This is a genomic window from Rhodococcus sp. WMMA185 (genome assembly GCF_001767395.1).
Lineage (GTDB): Bacteria > Actinomycetota > Actinomycetes > Mycobacteriales > Mycobacteriaceae > Rhodococcus_F.
The window spans coordinates 1,190,136-1,212,168 of sequence record NZ_CP017014.1 but is presented as its reverse complement, the minus strand read 5'-3'; the positions used below and the strand labels follow the sequence as shown (position 1 = coordinate 1,212,168).

The 22,033-nt window shown below is 63.2% G+C and carries 19 protein-coding genes and 2 tRNA genes; 6 read left to right on the top strand and 15 right to left on the bottom strand.

The window, feature by feature from the left end:
• Nucleotides 1-19 precede the first annotated feature (19 nt).
• From BFN03_RS05450 to BFN03_RS05440, 3 genes are all read right to left on the bottom strand, one after another.
• Nucleotides 20-1,126, bottom strand: a complete 1,107-nt coding sequence (locus BFN03_RS05450) for a D-alanine--D-alanine ligase family protein (protein ID WP_070380642.1) — start codon at nucleotides 1,124-1,126, stop codon at nucleotides 20-22.
• A gap of 119 nt (nucleotides 1,127-1,245) precedes the next feature.
• Nucleotides 1,246-2,370: a cystathionine gamma-lyase gene (locus BFN03_RS05445; RefSeq protein ID WP_070378159.1), complete on the bottom strand. Its 1,125-nt coding sequence runs from the start codon at nucleotides 2,368-2,370 to the stop codon at nucleotides 1,246-1,248.
• Between the two features lie 4 nt (nucleotides 2,371-2,374).
• Nucleotides 2,375-3,373, bottom strand: coding sequence for an NAD(P)H-dependent glycerol-3-phosphate dehydrogenase (locus tag BFN03_RS05440; RefSeq protein WP_070378158.1), 999 nt, complete (start codon nucleotides 3,371-3,373; stop codon nucleotides 2,375-2,377).
• Between the two features lie 198 nt (nucleotides 3,374-3,571).
• On the opposite strand from BFN03_RS05440, the gene cofC reads away from it, so the two are divergent.
• The 3 genes from cofC (at nucleotide 3,572) to BFN03_RS05425 (ending at nucleotide 7,558) form a co-directional block, all read left to right on the top strand.
• The gene (cofC, locus tag BFN03_RS05435) at nucleotides 3,572-4,294 is read left to right on the top strand and encodes a 2-phospho-L-lactate guanylyltransferase (protein WP_070380641.1); all 723 of its coding nucleotides are present in this window, start codon (nucleotides 3,572-3,574) and stop codon (nucleotides 4,292-4,294) included.
• Between the two features lie 68 nt (nucleotides 4,295-4,362).
• Entirely contained in the window at nucleotides 4,363-6,588 is a 2,226-nt protein-coding gene (locus BFN03_RS05430; protein ID WP_070380640.1) for an RNA degradosome polyphosphate kinase, read from the top strand.
• Nucleotides 6,589-6,622: 34 nt separating this feature from the next.
• Complete coding sequence (locus BFN03_RS05425; RefSeq protein ID WP_070378157.1) at nucleotides 6,623-7,558, top strand: NUDIX hydrolase; 936 nt, start codon at nucleotides 6,623-6,625, stop codon at nucleotides 7,556-7,558.
• A gap of 99 nt (nucleotides 7,559-7,657) precedes the next feature.
• Here BFN03_RS05425 and BFN03_RS05420 read toward each other — a convergent pair whose 3' ends face one another.
• The 3 genes from BFN03_RS05420 to leuC all read right to left on the bottom strand — a co-directional run bounded on the left by BFN03_RS05420 (nucleotide 7,658) and on the right by leuC (nucleotide 10,555).
• Nucleotides 7,658-8,341, bottom strand: coding sequence for an HU family DNA-binding protein (locus BFN03_RS05420; RefSeq protein ID WP_070378156.1), 684 nt, complete (start codon nucleotides 8,339-8,341; stop codon nucleotides 7,658-7,660).
• Nucleotides 8,342-8,497: 156 nt separating this feature from the next.
• Nucleotides 8,498-9,106 carry a 3-isopropylmalate dehydratase small subunit gene (gene leuD / locus BFN03_RS05415; RefSeq protein WP_070378155.1) on the bottom strand — a complete coding sequence of 203 codons (609 nt, stop codon included), beginning with the start codon at nucleotides 9,104-9,106 and terminating at the stop codon, nucleotides 8,498-8,500.
• Between the two features lie 27 nt (nucleotides 9,107-9,133).
• On the bottom strand, nucleotides 9,134-10,555 hold the full coding sequence (gene leuC / locus BFN03_RS05410) for a 3-isopropylmalate dehydratase large subunit (RefSeq protein WP_070378154.1): 1,422 nt from the start codon (nucleotides 10,553-10,555) through the stop codon (nucleotides 9,134-9,136).
• Between the two features lie 134 nt (nucleotides 10,556-10,689).
• On the opposite strand from leuC, the gene BFN03_RS05405 reads away from it, so the two are divergent.
• The gene (locus tag BFN03_RS05405; protein WP_070378153.1) at nucleotides 10,690-11,391 is read left to right on the top strand and encodes an IclR family transcriptional regulator; all 702 of its coding nucleotides are present in this window, start codon (nucleotides 10,690-10,692) and stop codon (nucleotides 11,389-11,391) included.
• A 35-nt stretch (nucleotides 11,392-11,426) separates the two neighbouring features.
• Nucleotides 11,427-11,945, top strand: a complete 519-nt coding sequence (locus BFN03_RS05400) for a PPOX class F420-dependent oxidoreductase (protein WP_070378152.1) — start codon at nucleotides 11,427-11,429, stop codon at nucleotides 11,943-11,945.
• A gap of 95 nt (nucleotides 11,946-12,040) precedes the next feature.
• On the opposite strand, the gene BFN03_RS05395 is transcribed toward BFN03_RS05400, so the two are convergent.
• The 9 genes from BFN03_RS05395 to BFN03_RS05355 all read right to left on the bottom strand — a co-directional run bounded on the left by BFN03_RS05395 (nucleotide 12,041) and on the right by BFN03_RS05355 (nucleotide 21,226).
• Nucleotides 12,041-12,113 (bottom strand) — tRNA-Glu (locus BFN03_RS05395).
• A 76-nt stretch (nucleotides 12,114-12,189) separates the two neighbouring features.
• A tRNA-Gln gene (locus tag BFN03_RS05390) sits at nucleotides 12,190-12,261 on the bottom strand.
• Between the two features lie 144 nt (nucleotides 12,262-12,405).
• Nucleotides 12,406-13,881: a glutamate--tRNA ligase gene (gene gltX, locus BFN03_RS05385; protein ID WP_070378151.1), complete on the bottom strand. Its 1,476-nt coding sequence runs from the start codon at nucleotides 13,879-13,881 to the stop codon at nucleotides 12,406-12,408.
• A gap of 75 nt (nucleotides 13,882-13,956) precedes the next feature.
• Entirely contained in the window at nucleotides 13,957-14,730 is a 774-nt protein-coding gene (locus tag BFN03_RS05380; protein ID WP_070378150.1) for a fumarylacetoacetate hydrolase family protein, read from the bottom strand.
• A 106-nt stretch (nucleotides 14,731-14,836) separates the two neighbouring features.
• On the bottom strand, nucleotides 14,837-15,847 hold the full coding sequence (locus BFN03_RS05375) for a 3-isopropylmalate dehydrogenase (RefSeq protein ID WP_070378149.1): 1,011 nt from the start codon (nucleotides 15,845-15,847) through the stop codon (nucleotides 14,837-14,839).
• A gap of 70 nt (nucleotides 15,848-15,917) precedes the next feature.
• Nucleotides 15,918-17,513, bottom strand: a complete 1,596-nt coding sequence (gene serA, locus BFN03_RS05370; RefSeq protein WP_070378148.1) for a phosphoglycerate dehydrogenase — start codon at nucleotides 17,511-17,513, stop codon at nucleotides 15,918-15,920.
• 221 nt (nucleotides 17,514-17,734) lie between these two features.
• Complete coding sequence (ilvC, locus tag BFN03_RS05365) at nucleotides 17,735-18,736, bottom strand: ketol-acid reductoisomerase (protein ID WP_198163477.1); 1,002 nt, start codon at nucleotides 18,734-18,736, stop codon at nucleotides 17,735-17,737.
• Between the two features lie 49 nt (nucleotides 18,737-18,785).
• A complete protein-coding gene (gene ilvN / locus BFN03_RS05360; RefSeq protein WP_070378146.1) occupies nucleotides 18,786-19,289 on the bottom strand; it encodes an acetolactate synthase small subunit in 504 nt (167 codons plus the stop codon).
• On the bottom strand, nucleotides 19,286-21,226 hold the full coding sequence (locus BFN03_RS05355) for an acetolactate synthase large subunit (protein ID WP_070378145.1): 1,941 nt from the start codon (nucleotides 21,224-21,226) through the stop codon (nucleotides 19,286-19,288). The genes ilvN and BFN03_RS05355 overlap by 4 nt, the downstream gene beginning before the upstream one ends.
• Before the next feature lie 266 nt (nucleotides 21,227-21,492).
• Between BFN03_RS05355 and BFN03_RS05350 the strand changes: the two genes are divergently transcribed.
• Nucleotides 21,493-21,987 (top strand): PH domain-containing protein, encoded by a 495-nt coding sequence (locus BFN03_RS05350; RefSeq protein WP_070378144.1) that lies wholly within the window; start codon nucleotides 21,493-21,495, stop codon nucleotides 21,985-21,987.
• The last annotated feature ends 46 nt before the right edge of the window (nucleotides 21,988-22,033 follow it).

The following is a 22,033-nucleotide window of genomic DNA, read 5'->3' as shown; positions in this document are numbered from 1 at the left end:
CCGACCCGGCGGAGTTCCCCTAGCGAAGGCCTGTGCCGCGGGCAAGGGCGGTGTCGACCAGGGTGGACAGGAGTGTGGAGTAGTCGACGCCCGCCTCGCCCCACATGCGCGGGTACATCGAGATCGATGTGAACCCCGGCATCGTATTGATCTCGTTGATGACCGGGCCCTCGTCCGTCACGAAGAAGTCGACCCGTGCGAGGCCCTGGCAGTCGAGAGCGGTGAACGCGCGCACCGCGAGGTCACGGATCTCCTCACTGACCGAATCCTCGAGTTTCGCCGGGACGTCGAACTCGCACACATCGTCGAGGTACTTGCTGTCGAAATCGTAGAACGCCTCGTCATCGGCGGACGCTTCCGGCATGCGGATTTCGGCAACAACGCTTGCCCGCACCTCGCCGTCTGGGTATTCGAGAACTCCGCACTCGACTTCGCGCCCGTCGATCCCCGACTCGACGATCACCTTCGGATCGTGCAGTCGGGCGTGTGCGATGGCTTCGGAGAGAAGATCCCAATCAGCCACTCGGGTGATACCGATCGACGATCCACCACGGGCCGGCTTGACGAACACAGGCAGGCGCAGCTGCGACTTCTGATCGGCGGTCAGTGTGTCGGTTCCCGGGCGCAGGACCACCTGGAACCCAATGGGCAGGCCCTCGGCGGCGAGAAGCTTCTTGGTGAACTCCTTGTCCATGCCCGCGGCGCTCGCGAGTACACCGGGCCCGACGTACGGAATGCCGGCGAGTTCGAGCAGGCCCTGAATCGTGCCGTCCTCACCGTAGGCGCCGTGCAATACGGGAAAGACGACGTCAACCGAGGCCAGAATCTCGCCGGCCATTCCGTCATCGAGGGCTACGAGGTCGCCGGACCGCGTCGGATCGGCAGTAAGGGCCAGTGCAGACCCTTTGGGCTCGACACTGGGAAGCGCGCGACCGTGCATGGACAGCGCCTCGAGATCGGTGGGGCCGAGGGTCCACGAACCATCGGGTGTGATACCGATCGGCACCACGTCGTACCGCCGCGGATCGAGGTGCCCCAGGACACTTCCAGCCGACACACATGACACTGAGTGTTCGTTACTACGGCCACCGAAAATTACCGCTACCCGGGTGCGTGGTCTACTCACGAGACAAACCGTACCGCCGCCGTCATGCTCTCGCCGCATCCGCCTCGCCGCGGATCAGTTCGCCGAGCACACCGCAGGTCACCTCGTCCCGCCCGGGAGGCCCGTCTCAAAGGTGACTGTCACAACGCCGACAGCGCCCGCTCGACATCGGCGATCAAGTCGTCGGTGTCCTCGATTCCGCACGAGATCCGTGTGAACCCATCGGGCACCGGGTCACCCCACCGCGCCCGGCGGTCGGCCGTGGTGTGGATGCCGCCGAAACTCGTCGCGGACATGAGAAGTTCACTCCCCGCAACGAAGCGATGGAACCGATCTGCCGAGTCGAACTTCAAGCTCACCAGTCCACCGAACCTGTGCATCTGGGCACTGGCTACACCGTGCGAAGGATCGCCGGGCAGGCCCGGATACCGGACATCGAGCGCGGCCGGGTGCGATTCCAGCAGAGTCGCCAGAGCCATTGCATTGACGCACTGGCGCTCGAACCTCAGGCCCGCCGTACCGAGGCTCCGATGCGCGAGCCAAGTCTCGAACGGACCGAGGACCGTCCCGGACAACGCCCTCTCCCGGCCCATCCCGGTCAGCAGGTCGGCATCCGCCGCCGCGACGTATCCCATGAGAAGATCACTATGACCACTCAAAGCCTTTGTGCCGCTTGCTACTACCACATCCGCTCCAAGTTCGAGCGGTCTTTGGCCAAGGGGTGTGGCGGTGGTGTTGTCCACGACCAGAACGGCGCCTGCGTTCCGGCACAGCTCAGCCACGGCACGCAGGTCCACCACGTCGAGTGAAGGGTTGGCGGGTGTTTCGACTACGACAACGGTCGTTCCCGTTGCCGTGGCCAGCAGACCTGCGGCTACCTCATCTGCCATGTCCGAGGTTTTCAGCTCGTGCACGGTGATGCCCATGGGCTCGAGACGTTCCCGCGCGTAGGCCCGAACCTGGTAGTAGCCGTCCGCTGGTACCACCACCGTATCTCCGGCTGTGAGCAAACTGCGCAGTGCAACGGTCACGGCCGACATCCCGGAGCCGACCACAAGCGCACCGGCAGCTCCTTCGAGGACCGCGAGCGCCGATTCGAGGTCTCGCCAACCTGGATTCGAGGCCCGCGCATAGGTATCGGCCTCGGTGCCCTCGTCTGCACTCAACTGATAGGGCGCTGCGAATACCGGGCCCCTCTGCATCGGTGAACCGGGAACCTTTTCTGGCGCAACCGCGGTTACACAGCGAGTCGAATCACCAGCCACGATCTCACTCCGGCTTCGTGCGGCGGCCCAGCAACTGACCGATCGCGTCCTGCACGGCCAGTCCTTCGTGGCACACGCGGTGCACGGCGTCGGTCAGCGGCATTTCGACATCGTAGCTGGCTGCAAGAGCGCGGACCGACGAACAGGACTTGACACCCTCGGCAACCTGGCCGTTGGCGGCTGCTTGAGCGCTCTCGATCGATCCACCCTGGGCCAGACATTCACCGAACGATCGATTTCGCGACAGGGGCGACGTGCACGTGGCTACCAGATCACCCACTCCGGCAAGACCAGCGAGAGTGGCCGGGTTGGCACCCAACGCCACCCCCAAACGCGTGATCTCGGCGAGTCCGCGGGTGATGATCGTTGCAATCGTGTTCTCACCCAACCCCGTTCCCGACGCCATACCGCACGCGAGTGCGATGACGTTCTTGCAGGCACCGCCGATCTCACAGCCGACGACGTCCGAATTGGTGTACGGGCGGAAGTACCCGGTAGCCGAAGCCTTCTGCAGTTCGAGTGCCCGCATCGAATCGGTGCACGCAATGACCGTCGCCGCGGGCTGACCAAGCGCGATCTCCCGGGCGAGATTGGGCCCGGACAGGACGGCTATCCGGCCCGGGTCTGCACCGGTGACCTGACCGATGACCTGGCTCATCCGCATCAGGGTGCCGGTCTCGATGCCTTTCGCGAGGCTGAGCATGGTCGCATCCTCGGGGATCGCCGGGCTCCACAACTGCAAGTTCCCGCGCAACGACTGTGACGGCACCGCGAGGACGACGAAGTCGGCGCCGTCGAGAGCAACCTGGGCATCGTCGGTCGCCGTCAATGACGGAGGCAGAGTCACGCCGGGAAGGTAGTCGAGGTTCTCGTGCCGCGAGACGATGGACTCGGCAACCTCAGCGCGTCGCGACCACACGGTGACATCTGTCCCGGCATCCGCCAGAACCTTGGCAAATGCCGTTCCCCATGAACCGGCTCCCAATACCGCGGCCTTACTCACACAGCCCCCTCATGTTCATCACCCGATACTCGCCCCACAGTATTGTCGACAACGCCGCGAAGCGCTGTGCGGCGACTAAATCAGTCCGCCCTCGATTCGCGCGCACGGTACCGCCGCGGTGGGGCGCTCACGGCACCGCCGCGGTGGGGCGCTCACGGCACCGCCGCGGTCTGGCGAGCGGACTGGCAAAATGTTCTCATGAGCACTGCGACCCGTTCCGCAGCACAGCGCGCGCATGTACTGGTCGCCGTGAAGAAGCTTCACGCGGCCAAGACACGCCTGTCCGGAGTCTTCGATGCCTCCGACCGGAGCGATCTCGTGCTATCGATGCTGCACGACACCCTGGCCGTGGTGAGCGATGTCGATTCAGTCGCCGGAGTCACGGTGGTCACCCCGGACCTCGCGGTGGCCCGCCTTGCACGCAGCATTGGTGCGGGCGTCTACGCCGACCCGGTGCATGAGCTCACGAGTTACCGGCCGGAGGTCGCCGAGGCCGAACACAGCCTCAACGCGGCGCTGGCGGCGGCAGCAGAGCACATCCGTCGGTCGGAAAGGTTGGTGGACGTCGTCGCTTTGCAAGCCGACCTCCCCTCTTTGCGCGAGGGTGAGTTCGGCGAGGCGCTCGCCGCCGCGCGATTCGGTGGCAGATCCGTCGTCATTGATCATCACGGAACCGGAACTGCGGCGTTGTTCTCCTGCGACCCGTCGATTCCGCTCGATCCGCGATTCGGACCCGGTTCGGCCAGGCGGCACCTCGACTCGGGGGCACGCCCCCTCGAAGGCCATTGGCCCGGGCTTCGAACGGACGTCGATACAGCCGAAGACCTCGACGCGGCGCGCGCTCTCGGTGTCGGACCAGCCACGCGAGCAGCGCTCGAGGCCCTCGCACCCACTACACACTCGCACTGCAGAAACGGCTAGGCGATCCGGTTATGCGAAATTCTTCCCATCGATTGTCGGCGGCGGAATCCTCGAGGGATGATCGTGTGGTGAGCCATGGTGAAGCACTCGATCAACAGACCAACGTCAAAAGCGGGAACGGAACGCACGACGGTGGGATCGGAATGACCGAAGCCAACGTAGCGCCGAGTCAGACGACCATTCCGATGGCACCGCCCGCGGCGACGAGTGCCTTCGCGAAGGCACTGACCGATGGCCTCTCCGACGACCGCTACCTCAACCGCGAACTCAGTTGGCTGGACTTCAATTCACGTGTCCTCGCGCTGGCCGAGGATCCGTCGCTTCCGCTGCTCGAGAGGGCCAAGTTCCTCGCGATCTTCGCCTCCAATCTCGACGAGTTCTTCATGGTCCGGGTCGCGGGCCTCAAGCGCCGCGACGAGACCGGGCTGTCTGTACGTTCTGCCGACGGTCTCTCGCCTCGCGAACAACTCGCTCTCATCGCCACTCGCACCCAGGAGATCTCGGACAAGCACGCTCGCGTGTTCCTAGACGCGGTGCGTCCTGCTCTTGCCGCCGAGGGCATCTCCATCATCGGATGGTCCGATCTCACCGACGACGACCGCGCGCGATTGTCGGTTCACTTCCAGGAGCAGATCTTTCCGGTCCTCACCCCCCTCGCTGTCGACCACGCGCATCCGTTCCCGTATATCAGCGGCCTCAGCCTCAATCTCGCGGTGACCGTCAAAGATGCGGCCACCGGCGGAGAACACTTCGCGCGAGTAAAGGTTCCGGACAACGTCGGACGGTTCGTCCGCGTCCGCCGCGACGAAACGCCGCACTCCATCGACGCGTTCTTGCCGCTGGAAGAATTGATCTCTGCTCATCTCAACGTGCTGTTCCCCGGCATGGAAATCGTGGAACACCACGCATTTCGTATCACGCGCAACGCCGACTTCGAAGTTGAGGAAGACCGCGACGAGGATCTCCTGCAGGCATTGGAACGCGAACTCGCACGCCGCCGATTCGGTTCTCCGGTGCGGCTCGAGGTTGCCGACGACATGACCGACCACATGCTCGAACTTCTCCTGCGTGAGATGGATGTCGATCCCCGTGACGTCATCCAGGTTCCGGGACTTCTGGATCTGTCCAGCCTCTGGCAGGTGTACGCCGTCGACCGACCGGCCCTCAAAGACGCCCCGTTCGTTCCGGCCACACATCCCGCCTTCGGCGAGCGAGAAACACCCAAGAGCGTCTTCTCGACTCTCCGCGACGGTGACATACTCGTCCACCACCCCTACGACTCGTTTTCGACGAGCGTTCAACGCTTCATAGAACAAGCCGCTGCCGACCCCCAGGTTCTCGCGATAAAGCAGACCCTCTACCGGACTTCGGGCGACTCACCCATCGTCAACGCGCTCATCGATGCTGCCGAGGCAGGCAAGCAGGTCGTAGCCCTGGTCGAGATCAAAGCCAGGTTCGACGAGCAAGCCAACATCAAATGGGCTCGTAAACTCGAACATGCGGGCGTACACGTGGTTTACGGACTCGTAGGTCTCAAGACTCACTGCAAGACCTGCCTCGTCGTCCGACGAGAGGGGTCCACGATCCGACGTTACTGCCACATCGGAACGGGCAACTACAACCCGAAAACGGCTCGACTGTATGAAGATGTCGGTCTGCTCACAGCGGCCCCCGAGATCGGGGCCGATCTCACTGATTTGTTCAATTCACTCACCGGATACTCACGGAAGACGCACTACCGCAACCTTCTCGTGGCCCCAAACGGGATACGCAGGGGAATAATCCAGCGCATCGACGCGGAAATTGGGCATCACCTGCGAGGGGAGTCTTCCGGAATCCGCTTGAAGGCCAATGCCTTGGTCGACGAGCAGGTTATCGACGCCCTCTATCGCGCCTCCATGGCCGGTGTCTCCATCGAAATCGTCGTCCGCGGGATCTGCGCGCTGAAGCCGGGTGTTCCGGGCCTGAGCGAGAACATCTCGGTGCGATCGATTCTCGGACGATTCCTCGAACATTCGCGTGTGTTCCACTTCCTCGGTGCCGACGAATACTGGATCGGCAGCGCCGACATGATGCACCGCAATCTCGACCGCCGTGTGGAGGTCATGGCACAGGTCAAGGATCCTCGACTCACCAACCAGATAGGCGGAATCCTGGACTCGGCACTGGATCCGACCACGCGTTGCTGGGTGCTCCAACCCGACGGTCGCTGGGTCGCAGCGCCGGCGCGCGGGGAAGACGTTCGTGAGCACCAGGTGGCGATGATGCGGACTCGAACGGGTAGCGGATCCTGAACGCGGCGATTATGCGGCAGAAGGAAGGAACTCGTTGATAACTTCACCCGATCGACCGGTCAAGGCCAACATCTTTGCCGCGGGGGCACTCCTGTGGCGGAAATCTCCCCGCAACCCCGACGAGATAGAAGTTGCGATCATTCATCGACCCAAATACGAAGACTGGTCGTTTCCGAAGGGCAAACTGGACCCTGGTGAGACTGCCATCGTCGCGGCACTTCGCGAGGTCGAAGAAGAGACCGGAATTCGTGCGCGCCTCGGTCGCAATCTCGGTGCGCTGACGTATCCCATTCCGGGACATCGGCGGTTGAAGCGAGTCGAGTATTGGGCTGCCGAAGCCTGCGCCGGAACTTTCGTCCCCAATAACGAGGTGGACGAATTGTTGTGGCTGCCCGTGCCTGAAGTCGCCGATCAGCTGTCGTATCCGATGGACCGCAAAGTGCTGCGACGGTTCACCGCGCTACCTCCCGACACCGCCACCATGCTGTTGGTGCGCCATGCAAAGGCTGGGAGCAGAAAGCGATACCAAGGAGAGGACAACAACCGGCCGCTGGACTCGAATGGCCGAAAGCAGGCGGACGCGCTGGTGGCACAACTCGAGGCGTTCGGGGCTACCGGGGTTTTTTCGGCCGATCGAACGCGGTGCACGCAGACGGTGGAACCGCTGGCGCACGCTCTGGGCACGACCGTGCGGCTCGAACCCTCGATGTGCGAAGAGAGCTACGCATCCGACCCCGTAGCCACCCGTACACGAGCACGCAAGATCGCCGCTCTCGGTGGAGTCCAGGTGATCTGCAGTCAGGGTGGCGTCATTCCCGATCTACTGCAGTGGTGGGCCGACAGCGACGGAATATCGCTGCCCGCTGCGCGCAACAGGAAAGCGAGCACATGGGTGTTGTCTCTATCGGGAGGCAAACTAGTGCAAGCCGATCACATCGACAGTCCGCTACCCCCCACTCGCAAAGACTGAGCGAGACCGAACACCGATTCCAGAACGAGGCACGGATGGGTGCCGACCGTTATCGGTCGGCACCCATCCGTGTTCGAGAAGTCTCGCCCCGCGCTGGTATTACCTAGCGCGCTTCGACGCCTTCTTTGCTGCGGTCTTCTTTGCAGCGGTCTTGGTCGGCGCCTTCTTTGCTGCGGTCTTCTTTGCAGCGGTCTTGGTCGGCGCCTTCTTTGCTGCGGTCTTCTTTGCAGCGGTCTTGGTCGGCGCCTTCTTTGCTGCGGTCTTCTTTGCAGCGGTCTTGGTCGGCGCCTTCTTTGCTGCGGTCTTCTTTGCAGCGGTCTTCGCTGGCGCCTTCTTTGCTGCGGTCTTCTTTGCAGCGGTCTTCGCTGGCGCCTTCTTCGCCGCGGCCTTCTTCGCCGCCGCCTTCTTGGCCGCCGCCTTCTTGGCCGCCGCCTTCTTGGCCGCTGCCTTCGTGGCCGGCGCCGCCGCGCCCCGCTTTACTGCAGGACCGCTGGCCGGAAGCTTCTGGCCACCAGCGATAACCGCCTTGAATTGCGCACCTGGACGGAACGCGGGCACTGACGTCGGCTTGACCTTCACGGTCTCGCCTGTACGTGGATTACGTGCGACGCGTGCCGCGCGACGACGCTGCTCGAAGACACCGAAACCGGTAATGGTCACGCTGTCGCCGCGATACACCGCCCTCACGATGGTGTCCACGACATGTTCGACAGCATCTGTTGCCGTGCGCCTGTCCGACCCCAGTTTCTCGGTCAGAACATCGATGAGCTCTGCCTTATTCATTGAAATTCCTCCGCGGATTATGGTCCGCCATCGGACCGACTATGAACTACGGTAAACCTGAATGCGGCAAGAGTCTATGTGCCACGCCAATTCTCAAACAACGCGGCACTATTCTCAGGAACTCTTTGTCTGGCAGAGCGGGTCAGATTCTGGCTGTCACGCCCCCGGAGACGGCTCCGGAAGAGTCGCAGGTTTCCAAGAAGGCCTTGACTTTTCGAACTCAGAAATCGCCTCTACCTGCCGTAATGTCAATCCGATGTCGTCGAGACCCTCGAGGAGACGCCACCGTGTGTAGTCGTCAATGTTGAAGGGCACCACGGTGGTTCCGGCGGTCACCGTCTTGTTCTCGAGGTCCACAACCAATTCGAGACCCGGTTGCTCGTCCAACAGTTTCCAGAGCAGTTCGACTTCGGATTGATCCACCTGAGCAGCCAGCAGACCGGCCTTGCCCGCGTTGCCCCGAAAGATATCTGCGAAGCGCGACGCGATCACGACCCGAAAACCGAAGTCCGATAGCGCCCATACGGCGTGCTCCCGGGAGCTTCCCGTGCCGAAGTCCGGCCCCGCGACCAGGACACTGCCCTTGTCGTAGGGGGAAACGTTGAGAATGAACGTCGGATCGCCCCGCCACGCAGCGAAAAGCCCGTCCTCGAAACCCGTGCGGGTCACTCGTTTCAGATAGACCGCCGGAATGATCTGGTCCGTGTCGACATTGGATCGCCGTAGCGGAACGCCGATACCTTTGTGTGTGCTAAAGGATTCCATCGAAAATTCTCCCAAATTCCTTGACTACTAGGCCAGATCTGCCGGTGCTGCCAGTTTTCCGCGCACTGCCGTCGCGGCGGCAACTGGCGGAGAAACAAGGTGAGTCCTGCCACCCTTACCTTGACGGCCTTCGAAATTCCGGTTGGAGGTGGAGGCCGAACGTTCGCCAGGTGCAAGCTGGTCCGGGTTCATACCCAGGCACATCGAGCATCCCGCCTGCCGCCATTCGGCCCCGGCGGCGGTGAAGATCTCTCCCAGACCCTCGCTTTCGGCCTGCGCGCGAACACGCATGGAACCCGGGACGATCAACATCCGTACCCCGTCGGCGATGTGACGGCCGCGCAACACGTCGGCTACCGCCCGCAGATCCTCTATCCGGCCGTTGGTGCACGAACCCACGAAAACCGTGTCGATAGCGACCTCACGCAACGGAGTTCCGGCTTCGAGGCCCATGTAAGCCAGTGCCTTCTCGGCGCTGCTGCGTTCGCTCTCGTCGAGGATATCGGCCGGGTTCGGCACCGAACCGCCGAGCGGCAGCCCCTGTCCCGGATTCGTGCCCCACGTGACGAATGGCGTCAACGCACCGGCGTCTATGTGGACCTCCTTGTCGAACGACGCACCTTCATCGGTCTTCAGCCGCTCCCACGCCGCTACCGCGTCGTCCCAGTCCGATCCCTTCGGCGCGTGGGGACGTCCTTCGATGAATTGATAGGTGATCTCGTCGGGAGCGATCATGCCGGCGCGGGCGCCCGCCTCGATGGACATGTTGCAGATGGTCATCCGCGCTTCCATCGACATCTTGCGGATCGCCTCGCCGCGGTATTCGATTACGTGCCCCTGACCGCCTCCCGTGCCGATCTCCGCGATCACCGCCAAAATGAGATCTTTGCTCGTTACGCCTTCGGGCAGTTCACCGTCGACGGTGACCGCCATCGTTTTGAACGGACGCAACGAGAGCGTCTGCGTTGCCATGACGTGCTCGACCTCGCTGGTGCCGATACCCATTGCGAGCGCTCCGAAAGCACCGTGGGTGGAGGTGTGGCTGTCGCCGCATACCACTGTCATGCCCGGCTGAGTCAGTCCCAGCTGCGGACCCACCACGTGAACGATGCCCTGATCGATATTCCCCATCGGGTGCAACCGGACACCGAATTCCTCGCAGTTGCGCCGCAGTGTGTCCACCTGGGCCTTGGAAACCGGGTCTGCGATCGGCTGGTCGGTGTCGACAGTGGGGACGTTGTGGTCCTCGGTGGCGATCGTCAGATCCGGACGGCGCAACTGCCGTCCCGCCAACCGAAGTCCGTCGAATGCCTGTGGGCTCGTCACTTCGTGGACGAGATGCAAATCGATGTAGATGAGGTCGGGATCGTTGCCCTCACCTCGGACCACCACGTGGTCGTCCCACACCTTCTCTGCCAAGGTGCGTGCTTTCTCCGCCATTGTCTCCAACCTCTGTGTGTGTCAGCCTCGCACCGTGGGCACTTCGGGCCGCCGTGCGCTCGACGTCATTGCCTTCTCAGACTCGGACTCAATCCTGAATGAGGATGATACAATCCCATTATGCGAGAAATGGGTATCGATCTATGAGACAGCATAGCGGCATCGGGGTTCTTGACAAGGCGGTGGGCGTACTGCGGGCGGTGGCCGAGAAGCCCTGCAGCCTCACAGAACTGTGCTCGAGAACCGGACTCCCCCGGGCCACTGCCCACCGGCTGGCCGTCGGGCTCGAGGTCCATCGCCTTCTCACCCGGGACTCCGACGGCCTGTGGTGCCCCGGCCCCGGACTCGCCGAACTCGCCGCGACCGCCAACGATCCACTTGTCGCGGCGGCGGCCCTCGTACTCCCCCGTCTGCGCGAAATCACCGGTGAGAGCGTGCAGTTGTACCGCAGGGAAGGGATCCAGCGCGTCTGCGTGGCTTCAATGGAACCTCCCACAGGCCTTCGCGACACAGTTCTGGTCGGTGCACGGCTGACCATGAGTGCCGGTTCGGGCGCCAAGGTCCTGCTCGCCTGGGCCGACCCACAAACTCAGCGGGCCGTGCTCGCAGACGCGGCGTTCAGCGAGCGCACCCTGCTCGAGGTTCGCAGGCGTGGCTGGGCTCAGAGCGCTGCTGAACGGGAACCCGGGGTCGCCAGCGTGTCCGCACCCGTCCGGGATGCCTCCGGCGCTGTCGTCGCGGCGATCTCGGTATCCGGGCCCATCGACCGAATGGGAAAGCGACCCGGTGCCCGGTGGGCGGCCGATCTTCTCGCTGCAGCAGAAGCCTTGCACAAGAGACTCTGAACGCACGACCAGCACACTGTGAGAGAGAGAACTGAATGGGAACCAACCAACGGGCGCAGATCACGATGACGGATTCGGAGATCACCGAATTCGTGAACCGAAGTCGGATTGCCACCCTGGCAACGGTGGGCGCTGATGGCAGACCTCACCTGGTCGCCATGTGGTACGGCGTAGTCGACGGCGAGATCTTGTTCGAGACCAAGACCAAATCGCAGAAGGCTGTCAATTTGCGTCGCGACGACCGGGTCACCGTCATGATCGAGGACGGTGACACCTACGACACCCTGCGTGGAATCTCGATCGACGGCAGCGCGGAGGTCGTCGAGGACCCGGACGCGATGTTCGCCGCCGGAGTAAGCGTCTGGGAGCGCTATACCGGTCCGTACTCCGACGATCTCCGCCCTGCGATCGAACAGTTGCTTCACAACCGGGTGGTAGTACGGGTCGTTCCGCAGCGCATCAGGAGTTGGGATCACACGAAACTGGGCCTGCCCCCCATGCCCGTGGGCGGAAGCACGGCGGAGTTCTCGGCGCCGGCCGACGGGCGGGCCTGACACATCGATCGATATCCCGCCGATCGCATACCGACGATCACCGAAGACGGCAACGAAAAGGCACCCTCCAACTAGTTGGAGGGTGCCTTTTCTTGTAGCCCCGACGGGATTCGAACCCGCGCTACCGCCTTGAGAGGGCGGCGTCCTAGGCCGCTAGACGACGGGGCCAGGAACTGTGTTTCGCTTTGAAAGCTAAGCAAGCATAGCTCCCCGAAGTTCGTAGTCAAAATCGACCGAACTTTCGCTGGGGTACCAGGACTCGAACCTAGAATGGCGGTACCAGAAACCGCTGTGTTGCCAATTACACCATACCCCAATGGCCATTCCCGAACCGCTGAGCTTCTCAGGCTCCGCGGCCCGCCTCGGGCCGAAGAAGAGATTACCAGCCTACTGCCGGGATTCACCAAATCGAATGGTCACAGGCTGTTTTTTCACCATCTTCGACCCGAAGGGGAGGAGTCTAGGCCGCGATGGCAGCGCGTGCCGAACGCAGCCGAGCCAGCGATGTATCTCGCCCGAGCAACTCCATCGACTCGTACAACGGCGGGCTGATGTGCGAGCCGGTGATACCCACCCGAACCGGAGCGAATGCCTTGCGCGGCTTGAGGCCCAGTTCATCCACGAGAGCGGTCTTGAGTGCGCCTTCCAATGCGGCCGCATCCCACACCTTCAGGACGTCCAGAGAGGCGATTGCGGCATCGAGAACGGGTGCTGCGTCGGGACCGAGGTTCTTGGCTGCAGCAGCCGGATCGATCTCGAAGTCGGCCTCGTCGACGAACAGGAACTTCAGCAGTCCCCACGCGTCCGAGAGAACAACGATGCGGGTCTGGACCAACTCGGCGGCAGTCGCGAAGACGGTCTCGTCCAACGACTCCCCTAGGTGGCCCTGTGCCGTCAGGAAAGTGCGCAAGCGCGCCGTGAAATCAGCAGGTTCGAGCTTCCGGATCTGCTCGGCGTTGATCGCATCGGCCTTCTTCTGATCGAAGCGGGCCGGATTGGAATTGACCTTCGAGATATCGAAGGCCTCCACCATCTCGTCCAACGAGAACACGTCGTGGTCGTCGGAAATACCCCAGCCGAGCAATGCCAGGTAGTTCAACAAACCCTCTGGAATGAACCCTCTGTCGCGGTGGATGAAGAGGTCCGACTCGGGATCTCGCTTGGACAGTTTCTTGTTTCCTTGCCCCATCACGAACGGCAGATGGCCGAACTGTGGCGTGAAATCCGCCACCCCGATCCGCTGCAGAGCCTCGTAGAGGGCAAGCTGCCTCGGCGTGGACGACAGGAGGTCCTCACCCCGGAGCACGTGGGTGATCTTCATCAACGCATCATCGACCGGATTGACCAACGTGTAGAGCGGAATTCCGTTCCCTCGGGTGAGTGCGAAGTCCGGCACGGTACCCGCCTTGAATGTCGTCTCACCGCGCACCAGATCGACCCAGGCCAGGTCGTGATCGGGCATCCGCAGCCGCACAACGGGCTTGCGTCCTTCGCCGAGAAACGCCTGCCGCTGCTCGGCAGTCAGATCGCGGTCGAAATTGTCGTAGCCCAGCTTGGGATCGCGGCCGGCCGCCTTGTGCCGTTCCTCGACCTCCTCCGGCGTCGAAAAGGACTCGTACGCCTCACCCGCAGCGAGCAGTTTCGCCACGACATCCAGATGTAGGTCGCGTCGCTGCGACTGGCGGTAGGGCCCGTGCGGCCCATCGACCTCCGGGCCCTCGTCCCAGTTCAACCCGAGCCAACGGAGTGCGTCCACGATCGCCTGGTACGACTCCTCGCTGTCCCGGGCCGCGTCGGTGTCTTCGATGCGGAATACGAACGAGCCGCCGTTGTGTCGGGCAAACGCCCAGTTGAACAACGCCGTTCGTATGAGCCCCACATGCGGGGTTCCGGTGGGCGACGGGCAGAAACGGACACGAACTTCGCTTGTGGTCATGGCTCACTTGGGTCGACGCTGGAAAAGGACTCCCTACAGGCTAGTAGTCCGCCGCCGTTCGCGACACGACAGCCGTCAACGTTTGGCAACTACCGGGTTGGTGAGGGTGCCGATGCCGCCGAGAGTCACGCTCACACTCTGGCCGTCGACGATCGGACCGACTCCTTCCGGGGTGCCGGTGAGGATGACGTCACCCGGAAGCAGAGTCATGACCTCCGACACCCATTCGATGATTTTCGGAATGTCGTGCAGCAGAAGCGAGGTATTGCTGCGCTGCTTCACTTCTCCGTCCACCTCGGTGGTGATGTCGACATCGGAGGGGTCGAGCTGGGTTTCGATCCACGGTCCGAGCGGGCAGAACGTGTCGTGCCCCTTCGCCCTCGTCCACTGCCCGTCCTTGCGCTGCTGGTCACGCGCTGACACATCGTTTGCCGCCGTGTATCCCAACACGACGTCGAGTGCCTTCGCCGCGGGAACGTCCTTGCAGGGCCGTCCGATGACCACAGCGAGTTCACCCTCGTAGTGAACCTCGTCGGACGAGCTCGGTAGGACGATCGGAGCATCCGGTCCGACGATCGACGTATTCGGCTTGATGAATATCACCGGATCGGCGGGCGCTTCGCCACCCATCTCGGCCGCGTGGGCGGCGTAGTTCTTCCCTACGCAGACAACCTTGCTTGCCAGAATCGGGGCGAGCAGTCGTACATCGGCGAGCGGCCAGCTGCGCCCGGTGAAGGTGGGATTGCCGAAGGGATGCTCAGCTATCTCCTTCGCCGTCCGAGACTCACCTTCCCCTTCGATACTGACGAACGCAACACCATCGGGACTTGCCACTCGACCAAGACGCATATCGCCGAGTCTATCCGTCCGGCTCACGAAGGTCCGCGACGGTCAACGGGAGATACGGCCTCGAGAAGCACGAGGAGAAGCCCGGCACCACCAAAGCCGAATGGCGCTAGAGGGACGCGGTGATCCGGTCTCCGACCTCGGAAGTAACGATCTTCGAATCGCCGCGCGAAGCGAGATCCGCCTCGACGGCTGCTTCGATACGTGCCGCATCGCCATCCCGACCGAGATGGCGCAGAAGCAGGGCCCCGGACAAGATCGCTGCCGTGGGATCCGCAATCCCCTGGCCGGCGATATCCGGGGCGCTGCCGTGCACAGGCTCGAACATCGACGGGTTCTTGCCGGAGGCATCGATGTTTCCCGACGCGGCGAGTCCGATTCCTCCCGTGACCGCGCCCGCGAGATCGGTGATGATGTCTCCGAACAGGTTGTCGGTGACGATCACGTCGAAGCGCGAAGGGTCGGTGACCATATAGATGGTTGCCGCGTCGATGTGGCAGTAGGCCGTCTCCACATCCGGATACTCGGCCGACACGGTCTCGACGGCACGCGTCCAGATCGCACCCGCATGAGAGAGAACATTCGTCTTGTGGATCAGGGTGACGTGCTTCCGTCTCGTCTGGGCCAGCGCGAATGCGTACCGCACCACCCTTTCTGCCCCGAACCAGGTGTTGATCGACACCTCGGTCGCGATTTCGTGCGGGGTTCCCTTGCGAATCGTGCCTCCGTTGCCGGTGTACGGCCCTTCGGTCCCCTCACGAACAACCACGAAGTCGATGTCAGGATGACCCGCGAGCGGGGACTGCGACCCTGGATAGAGCTGCGAAGGGCGGAGATTCACGTGATGATCCAGTGCGAACCGCATGTTCAGCAACAGCCCGCGTTCGAGCACGCCCGGGGTGACCGACGGGTCACCGATGGCGCCCAACAGAATCGCGTCATGCCTGCGGATCGCCGCGAGATCGGCATCAGGGAGCAATTCCCCGGTGGCGTTGTAGCGCCGGGCACCGAGGTCGTACTCGGTGGTGTCGAGATCGGGAACCAGCTTTCGCAGCACCTTCAGAGCCTCGGCCGTGACCTCGGCACCGATGCCGTCGCCGGCAATCACCGCAAGTTTCATGACATCTCACTTCGAGTAGAGCTGTGCGCGTGCCCCGATACCGAGATGTCGTGGCACGCGCACAGTGGGACTAGGCCAGGTTGACGAGTTCGATCTTGCTGGCGCCGACTGCGGCGGAGATCGCGTCACGCACGTCGTCCGGTACTTCTCGGTCGACGCGGAGGAGGATGGTCGCACCTTCACCCTCGGCGTCCTGACTGAGCTGCGCTGCCTGGATGTCGATACCGGCGTTGCCGAGCTGCGTGCCGATCTTGCCCAACGCGCCGGGCTGATCGATGTAGTTGATGACCAGATTGAGGCCCTCTGCACGCAGTTCGAAGTTGCGGCCGTTGATGTTGACGATCTTCTCGACCTGCTGGGGGCCGGTCAACGTGCCCGCGACGTTGATGACGCTGCCATCTCCGAAAACTGCGCGCAGATCAACCACACTGCGGTGGTTGGGACTCTCGGCGGCCTTGGTGACCTCGGCGGTGATACCGCGCTCCTCCGCAAGCGCAGGCGCGTTGACGAACGTCACCGCATCCTCGATCACGGCGGAGAACACTCCACGAAGCGCCGAAAGGGCGAGTACCTCGACATCTTCGGACGCGAGCTCGCCGCGCACGTCAACCGAGAGGCTGACCGGCAGCTCACCCGAGAGCGCGCCGATGAGCACCCCCTGCTTGCGAACGATCTCGAGCCACGGGGCAACCTCCTCGCCCACTGCGCCACCAGACACGTTGACTGCGTCGGGAACGAACTCGCCTGCCAGGGCAAGCAATACGGACTTTGCGACGTCGGTTCCGGCGCGATCCTGCGCCTCACCTGTCGATGCACCGAGGTGCGGCGTCACGACGACCTCGGGCAGGTCGAACAGTGGGCTGTCGGTGCAGGGCTCGGTCTCGAACACGTCGAGACCGGCAGCGCGTACGTGGCCTGCCTTGATCGACTCGGCCAGCGCCGCCTCGTCGATCAGCCCACCACGAGCTGCATTGACGATCACGACACCCTTCTTCGTCTTCGCCAGATTCTCCGCACCGAGCAACCCCTTGGTCTCGTTGGTCTTCGGAAGGTGGACGGAGATCAGGTCTGCGCGCCCCAGCAGTTCGTCGAGCGAGACCAATTCGATTCCGAGTTGAGCGGCGCGTGCCGCCGATACGTAGGGGTCGTACGCGATGACGTGAGTCTCGAATGCGGCGAGACGCTGAGCAAACAGCTGGCCGATCCGGCCGAGGCCCACGACGCCGACGGTCTTGCCGAAGATCTCGACACCGTTGAACTTGCTGCGCTTCCACTCGCGATCGCGCAGGGTGGAGTCGGCGGCAGGGATCTGACGGGCGGTGGCGAGCATCAACGCGACCGCGTGCTCAGCAGCCGTGTGGATGTTGGATGTGGGGGCGTTGACCACCATGACACCGCGCTCGGTGGCGGCAGGGACGTCGACGTTGTCGAGGCCGACCCCCGCGCGGGCGACGATCTTCAGCTTGGTGCCGGCGGTCAGGACCTCGGCATCGACGGTGGTGGCGGAGCGGACGAGGATCGCGTCGGCCTCAGGGACGGCCTCGAGTAGGGCCGCTCGGTCGGGTCCGTCGACCCAACGCACCTCCACACCGTCGCCCAAGGCCTCGACGGTGGACGCCGCGAGCTTGTCGGCGATCAGAACAACAGGACGGCCTGGCTGGCTCACGTGCAAACTCCCTGAATCGGTGGGTGTGGGGGTGTCTCGACCACACATAGCTTAGTCCGCACTCACGGAGAACCGCAGCCTGGTCCCCATTACCACATCGCGAACACGGACGACACCAGAATCGAGCATGAAATGACTTCGGCCCAATGTCGCATCGGCACAACTCGAAAGAGACCAATGCGACATCGGGCCAGCGGGGCGAACCCGTAAAGCGGTATAGCCTAAGCGGTTTCGGTGATCGGGCGGTCGACCCAGCTCATCAGGTCGCGCAACTTCTTACCGGTGACCTCGATCGGGTGCTCGGCGTTCTCCTTGCGAAGAGCCTCGAGTTCCTTGTTGCCGTTCTCGACGTTCGCGACGAGACGCTTGGTGAACGCCCCCGACTGAATGTCAGCCAGGATCGCCTTCATCCGCTCCTTGGTGCCGGCGTCGATAACGCGCGGGCCGGACAGGTAGCCACCGAACTCCGCGGTGTCGGACACCGAGTAGTTCATGCGGGCAATGCCGCCCTCGTACATCAGGTCGACGATGAGCTTGAGCTCGTGCAGCACCTCGAAGTACGCCATTTCCGGGGCGTAGCCGGCCTCGACCATGACCTCGAAACCGGTCTTGACCAGTTCCTCGGTGCCACCGCACAGTACCGCCTGCTCACCGAAGAGGTCGGTCTCGGTCTCCTCCTTGAACGTCGTCTTGATGACGCCCGCCCGGGTGCCGCCGATCGCCTTGGCGTAGGAGAGTGCGAGTGCCTCACCCTCCCCCTTGGGGTCCTGGTCGATCGCAATCAGGGCGGGAACGCCCTTTCCGTCGACAAACTGACGGCGCACCAGGTGTCCGGGACCCTTCGGTGCGACCATGCCGATGGTGACGAATGCCGGCGGCTTGATCAGGTCGAAGTGGATGTTGAGCCCGTGGCCGAAGAACAGCGCGTCGCCGTCCTTCAGATTCGGCTCGATGTCGTTGCTGAAGATCGACGCCTGCGCCGTGTCCGGAGCGAGCAGCATGATCACGTCGGCCCACGCGGAGACCTCGGCGGGTGTACCGACGGTCAGGCCCTGCTCCTGCGCCTTCGGACGCGACTTCGAACCCGCGGCGAGTCCGACGCGCACATCGACGCCCGAGTCGCGCAAGCTCAGCGAGTGCGCGTGGCCCTGGCTCCCGTAGCCGATCACAGCAACCTTGCGGCCCTGGATGATCGACAGGTCCGCGTCGTCTTCGTAGAACATTTCAATTGCCACAGTTCAACCTCTTTCTAGGGGATCTCTATCAAAAGTACTAGCGAGTGGCGGTGATCGACTTCGGTCCCCGCCCGACCGCGACGACTCCGGACTGCACGATCTCCCTGATGCCGTACGGATCGAGCATCCGCAGCAATGCATCGAGCTTCGATCGGGTTCCAGTCGCCTCGATCGTGACCGACTCCGGGGAAACGTCGATTACCTTGGCACGGAATAGATTCACTGCTTCTATCACCTGCGTACGGACGCTGGCGTCGGCGCGCACCTTGATGAGTAGCAACTCGCGCGCCACGGAAGCCTCACCGTCTTGTTCGACGATCTTGATGACGTTCACAAGCTTGTTCAGTTGCTTGGTCACCTGCTCGAGTGGGAACTCGTCGACGGTCACCACGATGGTCATGCGCGAAACCTCGGGAAGCTCGGTTCCGCCGACCGCGAGCGATTCGATGTTGAATCCGCGGCGGGAGAACAGTCCGGCCACCCTGGCCAATACGCCCGGTTTGTCCTCGACGAGAACACTGAGGGTGTGGCTGGTGCTCACTGGTTTTCCTCCTCGGCCGCAGCCTCGCCCATGCGCTGCTCGCGCTCCATTGCTTCGTGAATGACGGCGGGCTCCGCTGCCGCCTCGTCGTCGTCGAACAGCGGCCGAATTCCACGGGCCGCCATGATCTCGTCGTTGCTGGTACCCGCAGCCACCATCGGCCACACCTGAGCGTCGGCTCCGACGATGAAGTCGATCACGACCGGCTTGTCGTTGATCGACTGCGCCTCACGGATGGCCGCCTCGACATCTTCCTCGCGCTCGACCCGAATACCGTGGCAGCCCAATGCTTCTGCCAGTTTGACGAAGTCCGGGACGCGCACCGCACCATGGGTGCCGAGATTGGTGTTCGAGTAGCGCTCCTGATAGAACAGCGTCTGCCACTGACGCACCATGCCGAGGTTGCCGTTGTTGATGAGGGCGACCTTGATCGGGACGCCCTCGACTGCGCAGGTTGCCAATTCCTGATTGGTCATCTGGAAGCAGCCGTCGCCGTCGATGGCCCACACCTCTGCATCCGGCTTGCCCATCTTGGCGCCCATTGCGGCCGGTATGGCGTAGCCCATCGTGCCCAAGCCGCCGGAGTTCAGCCACGTTCGCGGCTTCTCGTAATCGACGAACTGCGCGGCCCACATCTGGTGCTGACCGACACCGGCGCAGTAGATCGCGTCCGGCCCGGCGAGTTTGCCCACGGACTGGATCACGAATTCCGGCGACATCGATCCGTCGGAGGGACGGTCGTAGCTCAGTGGGTACGTCCTGCGGATCCCGTTCAGGTATGCCCACCATTCGGTGAGATCGAGCGTGGTTCCGGTGGCCTGATCGGCCCTGATCGCCTCGATCAGCTCGATGATGACCTCTTTGCAGTCGCCCACGATCGGGACGTCCGCGTACCGATTCTTCCCGATCTCCGCGGGGTCGATATCGGCGTGGATGACCTTGGCACCGGGAGCGAACGAGTCGAGTTGGCCGGTGACACGGTCGTCGAAGCGCGCACCGAGTGTGATCAGCAGGTCGCTACGCTGCAGAGCCGCCACGGCAGCGACTGTTCCGTGCATGCCCGGCATGCCGCAGTTCAGTGCGTGACTGTCAGGGAAGGCACCGCGCGCCATGAGCGTGGTGACCACCGGGATGCCGGTGAGCTCGGCGAGCTCGAGCAGTTCGAGGGACGATTCCGACTTGATCACACCGCCGCCCACGTAGAGCACCGGTTGCTTCGAATCGGCGATCAGGCGTGCGGCCTCACGAACCTGCTTGCCGTGGGGCTTCGTAACGGGACGGTATCCGGGCAGCCTCAACTCCGGCGGCCACGAAAAGGTGGTCTGTGCTTGGAGAACGTCCTTCGGGATGTCGACGAGCACCGCGCCTGGCCTGCCGCTCGAGGCAAGATAGAACGCCTCAGCGAGAATGCGCGGAATGTCCACGGCGTCGGTGATCAGGAAGTTGTGCTTGGTGATCGGCATCGTGATCCCGGAGATGTCGGCCTCCTGGAACGCATCGGTGCCGATCAGTCCACGGCCGACCTGACCGGTGATCGCCACCACCGGGACAGAGTCCATCTGCGCGTCGGCGAGCGGCGTCACCAGGTTGGTGGCACCCGGGCCGGACGTGGCCATGCAGACGCCGACCTTGCCCGTCGCCTGCGCGTACCCGGTGGCAGCGTGACCGCCTCCCTGCTCATGACGAACCAGCACGTGCCGGACCTTCGTCGAGTCGAAGAGTGGGTCGTAGAGAGGAAGAACGGCACCACCAGGAATGCCGAACACGGTTTCGACCTCGAGTTCCTCGAGAGCTCGCACTACGGACTGCGCGCCGGTAACCCGCTCGGGGGCGAGTTGCCGGCGGCTACCGGTCTGTGTCGCGGCGGCCACGGCGGTCGGGCTGGCTGGCCCCGACTTGCGCGGCGTGGGTTGAGGCCGTGCGGTTGGTGCGCTCACTGGGCAATCCTCTGATTCTGGCTCCGGACAACAAAAAACCCCCGTCAGCTGATGCTGTACGAGGGTGGCGCGTCGTTCTTTGGTGAGTTGAAGGAATCGACTCAGGCGACGACGCGCCGGCCGATTACGAGCAACTCATTCTGTTTCACGCGCTCGACGGTAGAGGCGCGAATGGTAACAGTCAACTTGGTGAGTCGGCCGTCCCAGAATGTAAGATACGTCGGCTGCAGTGCGAAGATGTAGAGGTGTCGACTTCACAGCAACCCGTGCCACCAGAACCATCATCCCATACAGCCAACCCTCCCAGTCAGATCATCCGAATTTCCCCGCTGGCATACCTTGGATGCGCCTTTCTGCTGTTCGCCGTGTCGTTTCCAGTCTTCGGCTGGCCTGCAGCGTTCGGTTGGCTCCTCATCGCGCCGATCATTGCGGTGGCCTGGGTCGCTCGGGTTCGCACCACCATCACCTCTGACGGACTCACTGTGCGTCGGCTGATCGGTAGCCGATCAGTGACGTGGTCTCAGATCACGGGGCTTCGCTTCCCTAAACGCGGTTGGGCGCGGGCGACGTTGGCTGACGGGAGCGAAGTCTCCCTACCTATGGTCACCTTCGATCGACTACCCCAGATCGCCGCCGCCAGCGGCGGACGCATCACCGACCCCTACGCGGCGGCGGCCGCGGCAGAATCTGTACACGAAGCCGACTCCGAATCGAACGGTGATCACCCGGCTGACGACGAGACGAACACCGACGAGCGATAACGCACGAGTAGCGTTTGCCCTCAACCTTCCGTACGCCGACCAAGGA